This window comes from Oceaniradius stylonematis (genome assembly GCF_003149475.2).
Taxonomy (GTDB): domain Bacteria; phylum Pseudomonadota; class Alphaproteobacteria; order Rhizobiales; family Rhizobiaceae; genus Roseitalea; species Roseitalea stylonematis.
Map to the genome: position 1 here is coordinate 126,629 of NZ_QFWV02000008.1, position 15,967 is coordinate 142,595.

General features: G+C 66.0%; 14 protein-coding genes, 1 pseudogene and 1 riboswitch. Of the genes and pseudogenes, 1 reads left to right on the forward strand and 14 read right to left on the reverse strand.

Translation table 11 applies throughout. The features are described 5' to 3' along the window. Nucleotides 1-98 precede the first annotated feature (98 nt). The 10 genes and pseudogenes from DEM25_RS13825 to DEM25_RS13870 form a co-directional block, all read right to left on the reverse strand. Nucleotides 99-527: a TerB family tellurite resistance protein gene (locus DEM25_RS13825; protein WP_109766313.1), complete on the reverse strand. Its 429-nt coding sequence runs from the start codon at nucleotides 525-527 to the stop codon at nucleotides 99-101. Nucleotides 528-589: 62 nt separating this feature from the next. Beyond that, on the reverse strand, nucleotides 590-1,834 hold the full coding sequence (locus DEM25_RS13830) for an NAD(P)/FAD-dependent oxidoreductase (RefSeq protein WP_245412919.1): 1,245 nt from the start codon (nucleotides 1,832-1,834) through the stop codon (nucleotides 590-592). A gap of 30 nt (nucleotides 1,835-1,864) precedes the next feature. Next, nucleotides 1,865-2,071, reverse strand: a complete 207-nt coding sequence (locus tag DEM25_RS13835) for a hypothetical protein (protein WP_147393328.1) — start codon at nucleotides 2,069-2,071, stop codon at nucleotides 1,865-1,867. Between the two features lie 11 nt (nucleotides 2,072-2,082). Continuing rightward, complete coding sequence (locus tag DEM25_RS13840) at nucleotides 2,083-2,595, reverse strand: hypothetical protein (RefSeq protein WP_109766315.1); 513 nt, start codon at nucleotides 2,593-2,595, stop codon at nucleotides 2,083-2,085. Nucleotides 2,596-2,597: 2 nt separating this feature from the next. Continuing rightward, nucleotides 2,598-3,224, reverse strand: a complete 627-nt coding sequence (gene cobO, locus DEM25_RS13845) for a cob(I)yrinic acid a,c-diamide adenosyltransferase (protein WP_109766316.1) — start codon at nucleotides 3,222-3,224, stop codon at nucleotides 2,598-2,600. A gap of 2 nt (nucleotides 3,225-3,226) precedes the next feature. Beyond that, nucleotides 3,227-3,619: a GFA family protein gene (locus DEM25_RS13850; RefSeq protein WP_109766317.1), complete on the reverse strand. Its 393-nt coding sequence runs from the start codon at nucleotides 3,617-3,619 to the stop codon at nucleotides 3,227-3,229. Then, on the reverse strand, nucleotides 3,616-7,662 hold the full coding sequence (gene cobN, locus DEM25_RS13855) for a cobaltochelatase subunit CobN (RefSeq protein ID WP_109766318.1): 4,047 nt from the start codon (nucleotides 7,660-7,662) through the stop codon (nucleotides 3,616-3,618). The genes DEM25_RS13850 and cobN overlap by 4 nt, the downstream gene beginning before the upstream one ends. 167 nt (nucleotides 7,663-7,829) lie before the next feature. Then, complete coding sequence (gene cobW, locus DEM25_RS13860) at nucleotides 7,830-8,909, reverse strand: cobalamin biosynthesis protein CobW (RefSeq protein ID WP_109766319.1); 1,080 nt, start codon at nucleotides 8,907-8,909, stop codon at nucleotides 7,830-7,832. Nucleotides 8,910-8,912: 3 nt separating this feature from the next. Beyond that, on the reverse strand, nucleotides 8,913-9,446 hold the full coding sequence (gene cobU / locus DEM25_RS13865) for a bifunctional adenosylcobinamide kinase/adenosylcobinamide-phosphate guanylyltransferase (protein WP_109766320.1): 534 nt from the start codon (nucleotides 9,444-9,446) through the stop codon (nucleotides 8,913-8,915). A 123-nt stretch (nucleotides 9,447-9,569) separates the two neighbouring features. Next, nucleotides 9,570-9,808: riboswitch (cobalamin riboswitch) on the reverse strand. A 21-nt stretch (nucleotides 9,809-9,829) separates the two neighbouring features. Further along, a pseudogene (locus DEM25_RS13870) lies at nucleotides 9,830-11,243 on the reverse strand (cobyric acid synthase). A gap of 450 nt (nucleotides 11,244-11,693) precedes the next feature. On the opposite strand from DEM25_RS13870, the gene DEM25_RS13875 reads away from it, so the two are divergent. Then, the gene (locus tag DEM25_RS13875; protein ID WP_109766322.1) at nucleotides 11,694-12,275 is read left to right on the forward strand and encodes a DUF922 domain-containing protein; all 582 of its coding nucleotides are present in this window, start codon (nucleotides 11,694-11,696) and stop codon (nucleotides 12,273-12,275) included. Here DEM25_RS13875 and DEM25_RS13880 read toward each other — a convergent pair whose 3' ends face one another. The 4 genes from DEM25_RS13880 to DEM25_RS13895 form a co-directional block, all read right to left on the reverse strand. Then, nucleotides 12,276-12,719, reverse strand: coding sequence for a hypothetical protein (locus DEM25_RS13880; RefSeq protein WP_109766323.1), 444 nt, complete (start codon nucleotides 12,717-12,719; stop codon nucleotides 12,276-12,278). Between the two features lie 78 nt (nucleotides 12,720-12,797). After that, nucleotides 12,798-14,171: an aspartate aminotransferase family protein gene (locus tag DEM25_RS13885; protein ID WP_109766324.1), complete on the reverse strand. Its 1,374-nt coding sequence runs from the start codon at nucleotides 14,169-14,171 to the stop codon at nucleotides 12,798-12,800. Between the two features lie 49 nt (nucleotides 14,172-14,220). Continuing rightward, the gene (locus DEM25_RS13890) at nucleotides 14,221-14,310 is read right to left on the reverse strand and encodes a capsid protein (RefSeq protein WP_109766325.1); all 90 of its coding nucleotides are present in this window, start codon (nucleotides 14,308-14,310) and stop codon (nucleotides 14,221-14,223) included. A 74-nt stretch (nucleotides 14,311-14,384) separates the two neighbouring features. Continuing rightward, nucleotides 14,385-15,488 (reverse strand): alpha/beta hydrolase, encoded by a 1,104-nt coding sequence (locus DEM25_RS13895; protein ID WP_158585273.1) that lies wholly within the window; start codon nucleotides 15,486-15,488, stop codon nucleotides 14,385-14,387. Nucleotides 15,489-15,967 lie beyond the last annotated feature (479 nt).

Sequence of the window (15,967 nt, forward strand, 5' to 3'; positions counted from 1 at the left end):
GCCACGCACGCGTGGCACTGCCGGCAACGGCGCGACGTTAGGGTCAAGCACCGTGCCGGTCAATCGGCGCGGCGGCACAGATCACGCCAAATGCGCCATCACTCGGCGGTGGGCGTGCCCTTGAGATCGAAGTCGAGCATGTCGGCGGTGCGTTCCAGAAGCCGCATTTCCTTCTGGTCGATCGCATGGTCCGCTTCGGCGATGGCGATCATGTGGTCGAGCAGCGCCTTGCGGCGCTCCAGCGGCAGATCGAGAAACACCGCCGAGGATTGGATGTCGCTGGTCTCGTAGGCATAATCGTGAAGATACTGGTAGACACCGTCCATCGCCTCCGGATCGAGCCCGAACGCCTCGCTGCAGATGCGTTTGAACGTATCAAGCTCCTCGCCGGTGACGGTGCCATCGGCGAGGATCATGCGGAACAAGAGCAGCAGTTCGGCCGTCAGCGCCGGGTCGCTCGCCACCAGCCGCACATTGCGCTCGCGGTCCAGCATGGACCGGATCGTGTCGATTATTCCCCCTGCCATCGCCCCCTCCAACTCGGCACATCGCATAGTTTACCGGGATTCGCCGCAAGGCCCAACGCCGTTCACGAAAAACGCCCTGCCCGATAGGGCACGGGATCGAAGTCCGGCGATTGGCCGGTCATCATTGCGGCCACCAGACGGCCCGCAACGGGACCGAGCGTGAAGCCCTGATGGCCATGGCCGAAATTCAGCCAAAGGCCCGGCAGTCCCGGCGCCTCGCCCATCACCGGCAGCATGTCGGGAAAGACCGGCCGCGCTCCCATCCAGGCTTCGTCGTCGACCGCTTCGTCCAGATCGAACAGCGCGCGGGCGTGGGGCATCGCCCGGTCCAGTTGCACCGGCGTCGGCGGCGCATCGTGCCGGGCGAACTCGGCGCCCGAGGTCACGCGCACACCGCGCGCCATCGGCGCCATGACGAATCCATGTTCGTCGTCGACAATGGTGCGCGTCAGATAGCCGTTTCCGGCCGGCGCGTAATGGCGGTGATAGCCGCGCTTGATGCCCATCGGCAGATTGAGACCGAGCGGCTCGAGCAACGCTTTCGACCAGGGCCCGGCGGCAAGAACGGCGGCCCCGGCCGCAACCGGGCCATGGTCGGTTTCGACACGCCACCCGTCCCCGTCGCGCCCCAGTCCGGCCACGTTGCGCTCGACGGTTTCGCCGCCGAGCCGTTCGAACAGGCGGGCATAGGCGCCGGTCAGGGCGCCCGGGTCCGAACAGGTCCACGGGTCTTCATAATGGACGGCGCCGGCCAGCCGGTCGGTCTTCAGATGCGGCTCGAGCGCAGCAAGCGCCGCTGCGTCGGGCGTCGAGACGGACAGGCCCAACCCTTCAAGCTCGGCCAGTTCGCCGGCAACCGCGCGCAGCGCCGCGTCCGATCGGAACACGCGCAGCCAGCCCTTTTTCGCGATGAGCTCTTCCGCACCGGCCTCGGCCGCAAGATCGGCATGGGCGTCGAGGCAACCGCCGAAGAGCGGAATGTTGGCTTCATAGGTGCGCCGCGCCGATCCGGGATTCGAAGCCCGGAAGTAGCGCCACAGGAACGGCGCGACCGCCGGCAGCGACGACAGGTGATAATGCGCTTCGGTGCGCCGGTTCAGCGCGTAGGCGATCAGTTTCGAAAGGCTGCGCGGGAACAGGTAGGGGTGAACGCCCTCGCGCTGAATCACGCCGGCATTGCCGAAGCTCGTCTCCCGGCCCGGCGCCCGGCGGTCGATCAGCACCACATCGGCGCCTCGCCGAGCCAGGGCAATCGCCGTCGAGACGCCGACCATGCCTGCGCCGATGACGGCGACGTCGGCCTTCACGACACGACTACCGGGTGATGATTGTGCAAATCAGTTGGCGCCCGCAGATGTTCGGCCCGCCTCGTCCGGACCCTGCTCCAAAACACGCAATATGTCGTCACGCGTCGACGCATCGTCCACCGGCATGCCGAGAAGCTTCATGCCCCGCAACAATTGCTGGCGCGACAATTGCTGCGCCAATCCCGGCGTCAAAAGGACATGTCTGATCGACTTGCGCGAACTTGTCTTCTCAGCCACAGCGTTTTCCATCATTCACCCTGCTGTTCTTCGGGCGGCCCGTTGAAACCAAGGTCCGTACTAAAATAGGTGTCGTAGATCGCATTGACAAGTTCGGGATACCCGCCCGGCAATTGCTCAAGACGCAACTCATCGATGATAAGGTCGAGATAGCGGACGCCTGCCGTCACCGACGCGCTGTTGGGTTGCCCGTCCGGCCCGCTTGCAAGGATAAGGTCGAGTGCCTCCTTGTAGCGCTGCAAATACCACCGGCGCAATTCGTTCAAGCGTCGTTCCTCGGCGATGGCCCGCGAACGATCGGCAATCGTGGCGCGCCATATGGCAAGCGCGAATCCGCCGACCGCGGTCGCGATCAGGGCAAATGTCCGCACATGATCGAGCGTCACGTCCGGAAGCGCCGTCAGGCCCGCAAGCACGCCGATACAAATGGCAATGACGAGCATGATCATTGCGATCACGAACTCGACCCAATATCGGTCTGCCGAGCCCGAAGGCCGGGCCATGCGTCCGGCGGGATCGACCAAGCCTACCACTCCACCCCGATCTGCGCTTTGACGCCGGAGCGGAACGGATGCTTGACCAGTTCCATTTCGGTGACGAGGTCGGCGAGATCGATCAGCTCGTCCTTGGCGTTGCGCCCGGTCAGAACGACATGGGTCATGGGCGGCTTTTCCTCCCGCAGGAACTCGACCACCTCCTCAACCGGCACATAGTCATAGCGCATGGCGATGTTGATCTCGTCGAGCAGCACCATCTTGTTGTCCGGATCGCGGATCAGCTCCTTCGCCTTCTTCCAGGCCGCGCGCGCCATCTCGATGTCGCGCTTCTTGTCCTGGGTTTCCCAGGTGAACCCCTCGCCCATCGTGTAAAATTCGCACAGATCGCCGAAATGGCGACCGATCAGGTCGCGCTCGCCGGTCTCCATGCCGCCCTTTATGAACTGGACCACCGCGCATTTACGGCCATGGGCGATGTGCCGGAAGATCATGCCGAAGGCCGCCGTCGACTTGCCCTTGCCCTTGCCGGTATGGACGATGACCAGCCCCTTCTCGTCGGTCTTGGTGGCCATGATCTTGTCGCGCGCCGCCTTCTTCTTGGCCATCTTGGCATTATGGCGGACAGCATCGTCCTCGTGATCGTCAACCTGGTTCATGGTCACTCATCCTCGTGCTTGGGCAAGTCGTCGACCACATTCAGCCATGCAACGCGTTCGTTCCAGAAATCGTGCCGCCCGGCCACGAAATCGGAATGGTCGTCGAGGCTGGTGGAGTACAGATGGACTTCCCCGGGCTTGCCGTCCCATTCATAGGCAACAGGCGAGCCGCAGGTCCGGCAGAACCGGCGCATGACGTTGGGCGACGAGCGATAGGCGCCCGGCTCGTCGCCGGTGAAAGAAAACCCGTCCCTTGGAACGGCGAAAAAGCTGGTGACCGGCGACGACGTCGCGCGCCGGCAGCTCTCGCAATGACAATGCCCCGTCCAGATGATCTCGCCGGCAAAGGCGTAGCGCACCGCGCCGCAAAGGCAGCGTCCCGTCTTGCTTGTCATGGCGTCACGGTTCCTCCGGCGAGAGCCTCAAGATCAAACTGCGCCGAATTGGACTTCGGTGTCCACAGGCCCCGTGCAATCGCTTCGGCGAGGCGGTTGGCCATCTCGGCCAGCGCATCGGGGTTCTTGTCCGCAATGAAGCTGCGCACCTCGTCGTCGACCAGATAGGCCTGGTAGACGGCGTCGAAATGATGGTCGCGAACCGCGCCAGTTGTGGCCGCAAAGGCGAACATGTAATCGACCGTCGCCGCCATCTCGAACGCGCCCTTGTAGCCGTGGCGCATCACGCCGGCGATCCATTTGGGATTGACGACGCGGGCGCGCACCACCCGGCCGATCTCGTCTTCAAGGGTACGGATGACCGGGCGCTCGGGCCGGGAATGGTCGTTGTGATAGACCGCCGGGCGACTGCCCGTCAGTGTCTCGACAGCCGCTGTCATGCCGCCCTCGAACTGGTAGTAATCGTCTGAATCCAGCAGATCGTGCTCGCGATTGTCCTGATTCTGGACGACAGCCTCGAGCGACGACAGGCGCGTTTCGAAAAGGCCGCGCTCGCGCGCTCCTTCCGCCCCGGCGCCATAGGCATAAGAGCCCCAGACCAGATAGGCTTCTGCCAGGTCGGCCTTGTCGTTCCAGCCCTTTTCGTCGATCAGCGCCTGCAGCCCCGCGCCGTAGGCGCCGGGCCTGGAGCCGAACACGCGAAAGCCCGCGCGGCGGTCCGCTTCCGCGTCGGTGATGCCCTCCGCAACCAGTTTTGCGCGTTCTGCCCGCATCCGCGCTCCGATCGGATTATCGGCTTCGTCTTCGCCGAGCGCGCCCACAGCGCGCACGGCCTTGTCGAAAAGCGCGATCTGGTCGGGAAAGGCATCGCGGAAGAAACCGGAAATGCGCAGCGTGACATCGACGCGCGGCCGGCCGAGCGTTGCCAGCGGGATGATCTCGTAGCCGGTCACGCGCCGCGACGCACCGTCCCAGACCGGCTTGGCGCCGATCAGCGCCAACGCCTGGGCGATGTCGTCGCCGCCCGTGCGCATGTTCGAGGTGCCCCATGCGGTGAGCCCCAGCGACGTGGGCCACTCGCCATGGTCCTGCACGTGGCGCGTAACCAGAAGGTCGGCGGACTTGCGGCCCAGTTCCCACGCGGTTTCCGTGGGGACGGCGCGGCTGTCGACGGAAAAGAAGTTGCGGCCTGTCGGCAAGACGTCCGGCCGCCCGCGCGTCGGCGCGCCGGACGGGCCGGGCGCGACGAAACGTCCGTCGAGCGCGGTCAGCATGCCCTCGATCTCGGCCGGCCCGCAGGCGGTGACCGAAGGTTGCAGCGCAAAACGTACATGGTCGAGGGCACCGCGCGTCCGTGCCCAATCGGCGGGGCAGTCGATCTCGCCTCCGACCAGCTTCGCGGCGAGCAGCTCGATCCGCTCCACCGTGTCGCCATTGGTCCGCCATGCATCGTCGGACAGCGTTCGCATGACGTCGGGCCTCGGACCGGTCCAAGGCTCGCCCATGGCGCAATCGAGCGGGTCGAAGGTCGCCGCTTCCACCTCCCCCTTGAGGGGAGGTCGGCGAGCCGCAGGCGAGCCGGGTGGGGGTTTGCCACCGATTTTACGCCCACCCGGATCAGCGTCGCTGCGCTCGCTTCTCCGACCTCCCCTCAAGGGGGAGGTTTGGGGCGAACGCACCAGATCCGCATCGGCCGCGATCGCCCGATGAAGGCTGTCCTGATCGGCCGATGGGACCCTTGCCAGCGCCACGGTCAGATCGGTCAGAAGCCGGCCTTCCGGCGCTTTGCCGAAGACATGCAGCCCGTCGCGAATCTGCATCTCTTTCAGATCGCACAGATAGGCGTCGAGCTTTTCGAGCGCCGCATCGTCGGTCTCATCCGCCCCGATGCCCGCGTCATGGTCGAGCCCGATGTCACGCACGAGATCGAGAATGCGCGTCTTCAACAGCCGCAGCCGGCGCGGATCGTTGCCCGCCGCCTCGTAATATTCGTCGACCAGCGCTTCGAGGTCCTTGAGCGGACCGTAGCTCTCGGCACGTGTCAAAGGCGGGGTCAGATGATCGATGATCACCGCCGATGTCCGGCGCTTGGCCTGGCTCCCCTCGCCCGGATCGTTGACGATGAACGGATAGATGTGCGGCACGGGGCCGAGTGCCGCTTCCGGAAAACAGGTCTGCGACAGTGCCAGCGCCTTGCCCGGCAGCCATTCCAGATTGCCATGCTTGCCCATATGGGCGATGGCATGGACACCGGCCTGCCGGCGCAGGAAGGCGTAAAATGCCAGATAACCGTGCGGCGGCACGAGATCGGGCGAGTGGTAGTTTTCCTTGGGATCGATATTGTAGCCGCGCGCCGGCTGGATGCCGACAAACGCATTGCCCAAGCGGGTCAGGGGCAGCGCGAATTCTCCGTCCACAAAGAACGGATCGTCCTCCGGCGCGCCCCAGCGCTCAGTGACTTGAATCTGATTCTCAACCGGAAGCGTTTCGAAGAAGGTCTTGTATTCGCTCAAGGAAATCGTGTCGCCGACCTCCCGGCCTTCCGTTGCCGCATTGGTCGGCCCGGCCTTGAGATGGTCGATCAGCGCATCGCCATCGGCGGGAAAATCGCCGACATCGTAACCCGCCCCTTTCATCGCCCTGAGCACTTCCACCGTGCCCGCCGGCGTATCGAGGCCGACACCGTTGGCAAGCCGGCCGTCCCGGTTGGGATAGTTGGCGAGCACCAGCGCGACGCGCCGTTCGGCCGGCTGCGTGCGCCTGAGCCGCGCCCAGTTGGCGGCAAGATCGGCGACGAAACCGACCCTGTCGGCGACCGGCCTGTGCCGGACGACGTTGCATTGCGTCGCCTCGTCGAACGTCTCGGCGGCCTTGAACGCCACTGCCCGCGACAGGACGCGGCCATCGACTTCGGGCAGCGCGACATTCATGGCCAGATCCCGTGCGCCAAGCCCCTGGCTGGACTCGGTCCAAGTCTCTGCGGAACCGCCCGCCAGCACCGCCTGCAGCACGGGAGCGCCGGTCGCTTCGAGAACGGTCGGCACCCGCTGCGCGCCCGGCGTCGAGACTGCAAAACCGGTCATGTTGACGACGATGTCCGGCGGGTCTGTCTCGAACAGCCGCGCGACCGTTGCCGCCGACACCTCGTCCTTGAGGCTGGACACGAAGATCGGCGTCACCGCCATGCCGCGTGCCGCAAGCGCCTCGGCCATCGCTTCGACCGGCGCCGTCTGGCCGGACTGGACCAGCGCCCGGTAGAAGATGATGGCGGCGCGGCCCTGCACGCTTTTTTGGGGAGGATCGACGCGCGGCGTCGGGTCGGACATCGCTTCGAAGCCACCCCCCTCTGTCCCTTCGGGACATCTCCCCCACATGGGGGGAGAACGAGGACCTGCCTCGACTTCAGTGTTTTGCCCGACGATGCGTGAGCCGACCGACGATGAAGCGAACCCACTCTCCCCCCTTGTGGGGGAGATGTTGGCGAAGTCAACAGAGGGGGGTATGTCCAACACCCCTGCCTTCAATAGCGGCACAGCCTCGGTGGCGACCGCGCGCCCCGCGACCAGATCGTGGCAGGCATCGAGAAACCCGCGCGCATTGGCCGGGCCGCCTTCGCGCAGCAGCGCCCAGAGCCGTGTCCGGTCCTGGGCACCCACCGTGCAATAGGGATCGAGCTGCGGGTCGGGGCGGTCGTCGCCAGGCAACAGCGCCAGCGCGAAGCCGTGCCGGTCCGCCGCCGCACGCAGCGCTTCGACCGCATAGCCCCAATAGGATTGCCCGCCCAGAAGCCGCGCAACGACCAATCTGGCATGCCGGCCGGTGCGCTCGATCCACGTGTCGACGCTCATTGCATGGCGAAGCTGCATCAGATTGACGAGGCGCAGCGACGATGCGCCGCCGCGCGCGGCATGAGCCGCCGCAAGGCTCGCAAGCTCCGTGTCCGCCGCCGACAGGACGCAGATGTCGCCGGGCGTCTGGCCGAGATCGACCGCTTCGTCCTCGCCCTCGCCGACCGAACCCTTCTGTGCCAGCAGCAGATGCATTCAGCCATGCACCCCCGATAGCATCCACACCCCCCTTTGTCGGCCATGCCGACATCTCCCCCACAAGGGGGGAGAGTGGATGCCAAACCGAGCCGCTTGCGCCTGCTCTCCCCCCTCGTGGGGGAGATGTCCCGGAGGGACAGAGGGCGGTGTGCCAAAAACCCTGGTCACTCGGCCGCCGCCACGGTTGGCAGCGTCGCCGCCGCAATCGCCGCTTCGATCGCGGATCGCTCCATGCCGTGCAGGCCGATGACGACCAGCCGCGTTGACGGCGTTTCGTCCGGCGCCCAGGGCCGGTCGAAATAGGTGTCGATGCGCCCGCCGACCGCTTGGATGACCAGCCGCATCGGTTTGCCCGGCACGGCGCAAAAGCCCTTGAGGCGCAAAATGTCATGATCGGCGATCACGCTTTTCAGCCCGCCGACGAACCCCTCCGGATTGCCCACCGCGCCGGTCTCGACGACGAAACTGTCGAAATCGTCGTGATCATGATCGTGCGCGTGACCGTCCGCATGGTGCATCTCATGATGCGATTTGCGCATGCCGATATGATCCTCGGCCGCCGCCCCAAGGCCGAGCAGCACCGCGACCGGCAGATCGCCGTGGCTCGCATGGATCACCTTGAGCGGCCGGTCGACCTGTCCGGCCACGTTTGAGCGCACCGCCTCGAGACGCGCTTCATCCACGAGGTCCGCCTTGTTGAGCACCACCATGTCGGCGGCGCGGATCTGGTCTTCGAACAGTTCCTCAAGCGGGCTTTCATGATCGAGGCTGTCATCGGCGGCGCGCTGCGCATCGAGCGCGTCATGGTCGCTCGCAAAGCGCCCTTCGGCGACGGCGGCCGCATCGATCACGGTCACCACGCCGTCGACGGTCACCTGCGTCTTGATGTCCGGCCAGTTGAAGGCCGCCACCAGCGGCTGCGGCAGCGCCAGCCCGGACGTCTCGATGACGATATGGTCGGGCCTCTGCTCGCGTTCGAGCAGCGCGGTCATGGTCGGCACGAAATCGTCGGCCACCGTGCAGCAGATGCAGCCATTGGTGAGTTCGACAATGTCGTCCTCGGTGCAGGTTTCGATGCCGCAGCCTTTCAGCACGTCGCCATCGACGCCCAGATCGCCGAACTCGTTGATGATCAGCGCGATCCGCTTGCCGCCGGCATTCTGCAGCATGTTGCGGATCATCGTCGTCTTGCCGGCGCCCAGAAATCCGGTGATCACCGTGGCCGGTATCTTCGCGTTGAGCATGTCTCACCCCTTGAGTGTCAGCGGCAGCCCGGCTGCCAGAAAATGGACCGTGTCGGCATGGGCGGCGATCTCCTGGTTCAGCCGCCCGGCATGATCGCGGAAGTCGCGCGCCATCTTGTTGTCCGGCACGATGCCCAGGCCCACCTCGTTGGCAACCAGCACGACCGGACCCGCGCACGCGCCAAGCGCGTCGAGCAGTGCAAACGACCGCGCGCGGATGTCGGCTTCGGCGAGCATCAGGTTCGTGACCCAGAGCGTCAGGCAATCGACCAGCACCGCCTGACCTGCAATCGCCTCCCGCAACAGCACGGATTCGAGCGCGTCATGCTCTTCGACAAGCCGCCATTCGGCGCCGCGCAGCGCCCGGTGATGGACGATCCGCTCGCGCATTTCCTCATCGAAAATCTGGGCCGTGGCGACATAGACGGGGTCAAGGCCCGAGCCGGCGACGAGGCGCTCGGCAAACCCCGACTTGCCCGAGCGCGCGCCGCCGAGCACCAGTGTCACACCGTCCCTGAGAGCCGGTTCGCCGGTCAAATGTCAGCCTCGCCCGTTGCGGGACCGGCGTTCGGGTGAACAGTGCCGTCGCGGTGGGCCGCAGGAGGATCGCATTGATCCGCATGGGGTCGCGCAGCGCCTGTCCGGGAACGCCCGCCCCGTGAGGTTTCGTTGCGATCGGCAGGTCTCCTGGCTCATGGCGACCGGGCAGTGCCCGGATCGGAGCGCCCCGCCTTCCCGGATTTCTCCAGTGGCCGCCGCACGAAGCGGCGATGGACGTCCGCGCATTCTACAGTCGCGGGGTCGGCTGCGATGAGGGCGCCCTGTTTGGGTCCGCCCGCCGCATTCCCTTTTCATCCGCCGCACATATGCTTGGCGGAACCGGTCATCGGCACGACGTTAGGCGGCGCGGCAAATCAAAGTCAACGCAAATCGGAACGGCATCGCACCGGCCGTGCCGCCTCCAGCAACGCATCGGCGGCAACCACCGTTTCCAGTTCGTCGGCGATCGCATCCACGGCGGCCTCGATCCGCGCGCGATGGTCGACCGCCTCGGCTCCAATTCCGAAACCGGCCAGAAAGGCGCGCCGGAACCCGCCCGCGTCGAACAGGCCGTGCAGATAGGTGCCCATCACCCGGCCGTCGGCGGAGATCGCGCCATCGGGACGGCCGTCGATGATCGCGACCGGACGCGCGCAATCGGGACCGATGGTTTCGCCCAGATGGATTTCATAACCCGTCAGCGGCACATCGTGCACGACGGACCGGGCCGACGCGTTGTGGACGGTCTTGGCCGGATGCATCACCGTCTCGATGTCCAGAAGACCCAGACCCTCGGCCTCGCCCGGCGCGCCTTCGATGCCCTTCGGGTCGCGCACCACACGGCCCAGCATCTGATAGCCACCGCAGAGCCCCACCACATGGCCGCCACGCCGCGCATGGTCGACGATCTGCCGGCGCCAGCCATTCCGGTCGAGCGCCTTGAGATCGGAGACGGTGGACTTGCTTCCCGGAATGACGATCAGATGCGCATCGCCGGGAATCGGATCGCCCGGCGGCACCATGACGACATTGACGCCCTCTTCGGCGGCCAGCGGATCGAGATCGTCGAAATTGGCGATCCGCCCAAGCAGCGGCACGGCCACCTTCAGCATGCCGGAACGGTTCGCGCCGCCGAACATTTCGACACCGACCGAATCCTCGGCCGGCAGACGCCTTGCATCGGCTAGCCATGGCACGACGCCGAAAGAGGGCCAGNTAGCCGACGACCATCGCCCGGTCCTCGGGCGAAAGGATCGCGTGGGTCCCGGCCAGCGATGCGATCACCCCGCCCCGGTCGATGTCGCCGATCAGGACGACCGGAACGCCGGCGCGCGTCGCAAAGCCCATATTGGCGATGTCGCCGGCGCGCAGATTGATTTCGGCGGGCGAACCGGCGCCCTCGACCAGAACCAGATCGGCCTCGGCGGCGATGGTCCGGAAACTGTGCAGCACCGCATCGAGCAATTGCGGCTTCTTGCGCTTGTAGTCGGCGCCGCGCGCCGTGCCGGCCACCTTGCCATGCACGACGATCTGGCTGCCCGTGTCGCTCTGCGGCTTGAGCAGCACCGGGTTCATGTGCACCGAGGGTGGCACGCCGCAGGCCAGCGCCTGCAGCCATTGCGCGCGGCCGATCTCGCCGCCATCGTCGGCGACCGCCGCATTGTTGGACATGTTCTGCGGCTTGAACGGACGAACGGCCAGGCCGCGCCGGGCATAAAGGCGGCAGAGCCCGGCGACCAGCACCGACTTGCCGACATCCGAGCCTGTTCCCTGAAACATCAGCGCGCGCGTCATCGGCCTTGGTTAGACCGGTTGGGGCGGCGTTGAAAAGCGGTTTCGCCGATCGCGCGGCAAGAGGCTTTGGCGCAATGAAAAACCGCGTCGATCGTCATGATCGTCCGCGGCTTTGCATCACACCACACACATCCCCGAAACGCCGGGGAAAACAGGAGCTCCGGTACGCAGTACCTGATCCGGAGGCCGTGAGGCCGTGTTGTCGCCTCGGGACACAGCTTTAGGGGAACAACGTTACCAGCAGGTTGATGAGACCTTAGCAAAAGCTGAACATCGGTCTTTTCGGCGCCGTTCCGGCAAGAAAATTGCCCGCTCCGACCCGTGGAATTTTGGGGGGACTGCTCTTTTTTGCAGATGGGCGGCGCATGGCCTGCGGCAATTTCCGTGTTCAGATCGGCCGCCGAACGGTCTATAGTGCGCCATGGTCAATAAACCGAAACGGTCCGGCTAATGCGGCTGCAGCGAATGCTCCTGACCGGCTTTGTGGCGCTGGCGCTTACGGCCTGCACCAGCACCGCCTCCAACGTGACCACCGAATATTATCTGGTTTCGGGCACGACGAGCGAGGCCCTTGACCGCGACATCCGCCGCAAGGGACCGATGCAGGGCCATGCGCTGGCCGTCGCGGCGATCCGTTTCGTGCCGGTGTCCGTCCAGCAGGAACAGACCGATGCCGGCTGCACCTTCACGGAGGCCCTGTTCCGGATCGATGCCAACATCACGCTTCCGCGCTGGAAGGAGCGGGCGACGAGCCGCGATCGCGAACTGCGCGCGGCCTGGGATTCGCTGGCCCGCTATGCCAGGGCCCATGAGGATATGCATGTTCAGATCGCCGAACGCTATGCCCGGGAGCTGGGCAAGGCGATCGAGGCGCTGCCGCCGCGCGAGAGCTGCGAGGCGCTCGACAAATCCGCCGAGCGCGTCGTCAAGCGCATGGCGCGCCGGCACCAGGCCGAACAGCTCGCCTTCGACCGTGCCGAACATGAACGGCTCGAACAGCTTCTTCGGAAGGCCAGCAACGGCGACAGCTGATCAGCGCTGCGGCGCGGTGCGCTTGCGGCCATCGGCGCGCAGGCGACGATAATTGGCCCGGACACGCCGCGCATGCGGTTCGATGCTCGCATCGGCCAGATCGGTCAGCGAGCGCGACAGCCGATCCGGATCGGGCATGGCACCGGAGAAGGCGTCGATCCAGAAAAGTGCAGCCGAGCGGGCCATTTCCGCCTGCGCGGCCCCATAGCTCTCGACGACAGCCGCCGCCTTCTCGAACACGGCCCGATGCCCTTCGGGCCGCCCGCGGCGGGCGGAGAATTGCGGCGTCGACAGTTCCCACAAGACCATGGGCAGACGCATCGCCATGACCATCGGCGACAGCATCAAAAGCTCGGCGCCGGGGGGCAGCCGGTCGTAAAAGGCCTTCGAGGCCACCATGTGCCGGATCGGCCGCGTGCCGCGCCCCTTGCGTGCCTGTGTCATCTGATGCCTTTCATTGTGCGCTGCACCATAGCATAGTGCAGCGCACAACAACAGCGAAAATCCGGAACGCGACCGGGCTCAGCGCAGGTCCTTTGCAGCCTTGTCGAGCGCGGCGCGAATCCGGTCGACGGCCGTGTCGATCGTCTCCCGCGTCCAGATCAGCGGCGGCGACAGAATCATCGTGTCCATCACCGCGCGCATCATCAGACCGCCCTCGATCGCGTGATCGCGGACAACGGACGCGGCATGCCCCTCGGGCTCGAAGCGGGCGCGCGTGTCGCGGTCCTTGACGATCTCGATGCCAGCCAGGAGGCCGAACGTGCGCACCTCGCCGACCAGCGGATGATCGCCGATCCCGGCCGTCAGCGCTTCGCCCAGATAGGGGCCGGTGTCCTCGCGCACCCGGTCGATCAGCCCCTCGCGCTCGATGATCTCGAGGTTGGCCAGCGCCACCGCGCAGGCCACCGGATGACCCGAATAGGTGTAGCCGTGATAGAACTCGCCGCCCTTGTCGACCAGCGTCTTGGCAATCCGGTCGCCGACCAGCAGTGCCGACAGGGGCTGATAGCCCGATGTCAGGCCCTTGGCCGTTGTGATCGTGTCCGGCGCGATGTCCATCGACTGGGCCGCGAACCATTCTCCCGTGCGGCCATAGCCCGTGATCACCTCGTCCAGCATCAGGAGCACGTCGTACCTGTCGCAGATGCGCTGGATTTCCGGCCAGTAGCTGGCCGGCGGGATCTTCACGCCGCCCGCGCCCTGGATTGGCTCGCCGATGAAGGCGGCGACATTGTCCGGACCGGCCTCGACGATCGCGTCCTCGACGGCCTTGGCCGCGCGCAGTCCGAAATCGTGATCGCTCTCGCCCGGTTCGGCCAGTTCGAACGCGTAGGGGCACATGACATGGCGGATGTTCGGCACCGCGCCATAAAGCTGCTCGTGCATCGCCGCCATGCCGCCGAGCGATGTCGCCGCGATGGTCGAGCCGTGATAGGCCCAGTCGCGCGAGATGACGATATTCTTCTCCGGCCGGCCTTCCAGCGCCCAGTAATGGCGCACCAGCCTGAGCGCGGTATCGTTGGCCTCCGATCCGGACGAACCGAAAAAGACCTGGTTGATGTGGTCGGGCGCGATCCGCGCCAGCCGGTCGGCGAGCAGCGCCGGCGTCGGCGTCGTGCAGCGGAAGAAGGAATTGTAGTAGGGCAACTCCTCCAGCTGCGCGGTGGCCGCGTCCACCAGCTCCTTTCGGCCATAGCCGGCATTGACGCACCAAAGGCCCGCCATCGCGTCGAGGATCTCGTTGCCCAGCGCGTCATAGACATAAGGACCGTCGGCGCGGGTGATGATGCGGCTGCCCGCCGCGCGCAGGTCGGCATGGTCGGTGAAGGGGTGCAGATGGTGCGCGGCATCCATCGCCTGCATCTGCTCGCGGGAAAAGTTCTGATAGCTCATGGAAATGCTCCTGTCGGATGTGATCGTGGCCCGTTGCGGGCCGGCGGGATCAGCGTCCGGCAGGCGGCGAATAGCCGATGCGCGCGCACAGCATCAGCAGGTCGAAATGCAGCGAATGGCTGGTTTCCAGAACGGTCATGACGCCATGCTACCGGCCAGAAGGGGTGGTGATCAACCCGTATCGTCCATGCCGGGCGGCCGGGTCCATACCCCTTACGGTCGGGCCGGCGCCTGCGGCAGGCGCAGCACATTGGCGACCGACGCGCCAAGTGTGTTCCAGTCGTCGGCCGCCGCCTCCAGCGCGCGGGCGTCGGACCGGCCGAGCGATGTGCGTACCCGCTCCGCATCGCGGATCATCGCGATCACCAGCGGCGAGGAGGCAAAGCGCGTATGTTCGCCGCGCAGGTCGCGGCCGCCCACCGTGGTCAGATCGATCACCGCGATGCCCAGCCGGTTGAGCTCGTCCACATCCGATCCGCTGCCGACCCGGGGCGCTCCGCCGCGCAGGCGCGACGACGCCCGCAGCGCCGGATCGCGGCGCGACACGAAGATCAGCCATGCCGGCGGTTTGGGCGCGATGGCGTGGTATTGCCGCTTGAACAGATCGACATCGATGTCGGGCGAGGCAAGGACGACGACGCCGATGCGGCCCAGCGTTTCGGTGTCGCCCGTCAGGCTGAGCTGCCGCAGCGCCTCCATGACCAGAACGCCGCCCATCGAATGGCCCATCACCGCGACCTCTGTCGCCGCGCTGCGGGCGACGATGCGCAGCGTCTCGACCAGATCGTCGCGGGCGATCTGCGCGCTTTCTCGGTCGAACAGATAGGCCGGCGGCATGCCCGCCGACGCCCATGAGAAATTGACCGACGTGCCGGGCACCTCGAAATCGTGCGCGATCTGCGCCTGCAGGAACACGCCCTCGGCGAAATCGGTGTTGTAGCCGTGCACGAAGACGAAAACGCCGCGTTCGCCAGCCGGAAGCGCCGAAAGCCGCTCGTTCAGCCGCTCTTCGAACGCCGTGCGGTCGAGACCCGTCTCGACACCGGCCGCGACGAAATCGCGGCGGGGATCCACATTGCGGCGCGGATAGTTCAGATCGCCCGGCTCCCGGTCCGGCGGGATCGAGACCCGCACATCGGCAAACGACAGCGCGGCCGAGCGCGAGGTCGCATAGCCGAGCGCGCCCTCCGCCGACGGCGCCCGGGTGGTGGCGACCAGCAGCGGTTCGATCACCGCGCCTTCGGGCACGGCCGAAACCGGGGCGAACGATGTCGGGCCGGTCGCGCAGCCCGCGACGGCCAGGGCAGTGACGGCCAAAATGACATTGCGGCAAAGCACGCTGCGACCCCGCTCCGATACCGCGGGCGACCATAGTGCCCTGCCCCGCGCCTGCAAGTTACAAATGGGTCACACGCCCGGACACCAGCAGGCGCGCGTCGTCCTCGCCGTGCCCTCGCAGGGCCGGTGCATGAAAGGCTGGAACAACGGGCGATCCGGAAAGCTTGCAGGCGATTTGAAAGTGGCGTTTGGAGCCTTTCCGCAGCATCATAGATGCTGCGGGGCCAAACGCGCTTGAGGGTTCATCACCCAGCCCCGCACCTCTGCGGCACCAGCCACGCCACCGTCCCTCTCCCGAACAGCCGGGCGCATATCCGGGCTCCACGAAAGGGATCGCAGGAAGGATGAGGGCGGGCGGAGGATGGGGGATAAGTCTTTTTGGGGTGAACGTCGGCTTTGAGCCCAGTGTGAAGGATGCTGCGAACTACATGAACGACTGATATCGGGGTGGGCGGGGT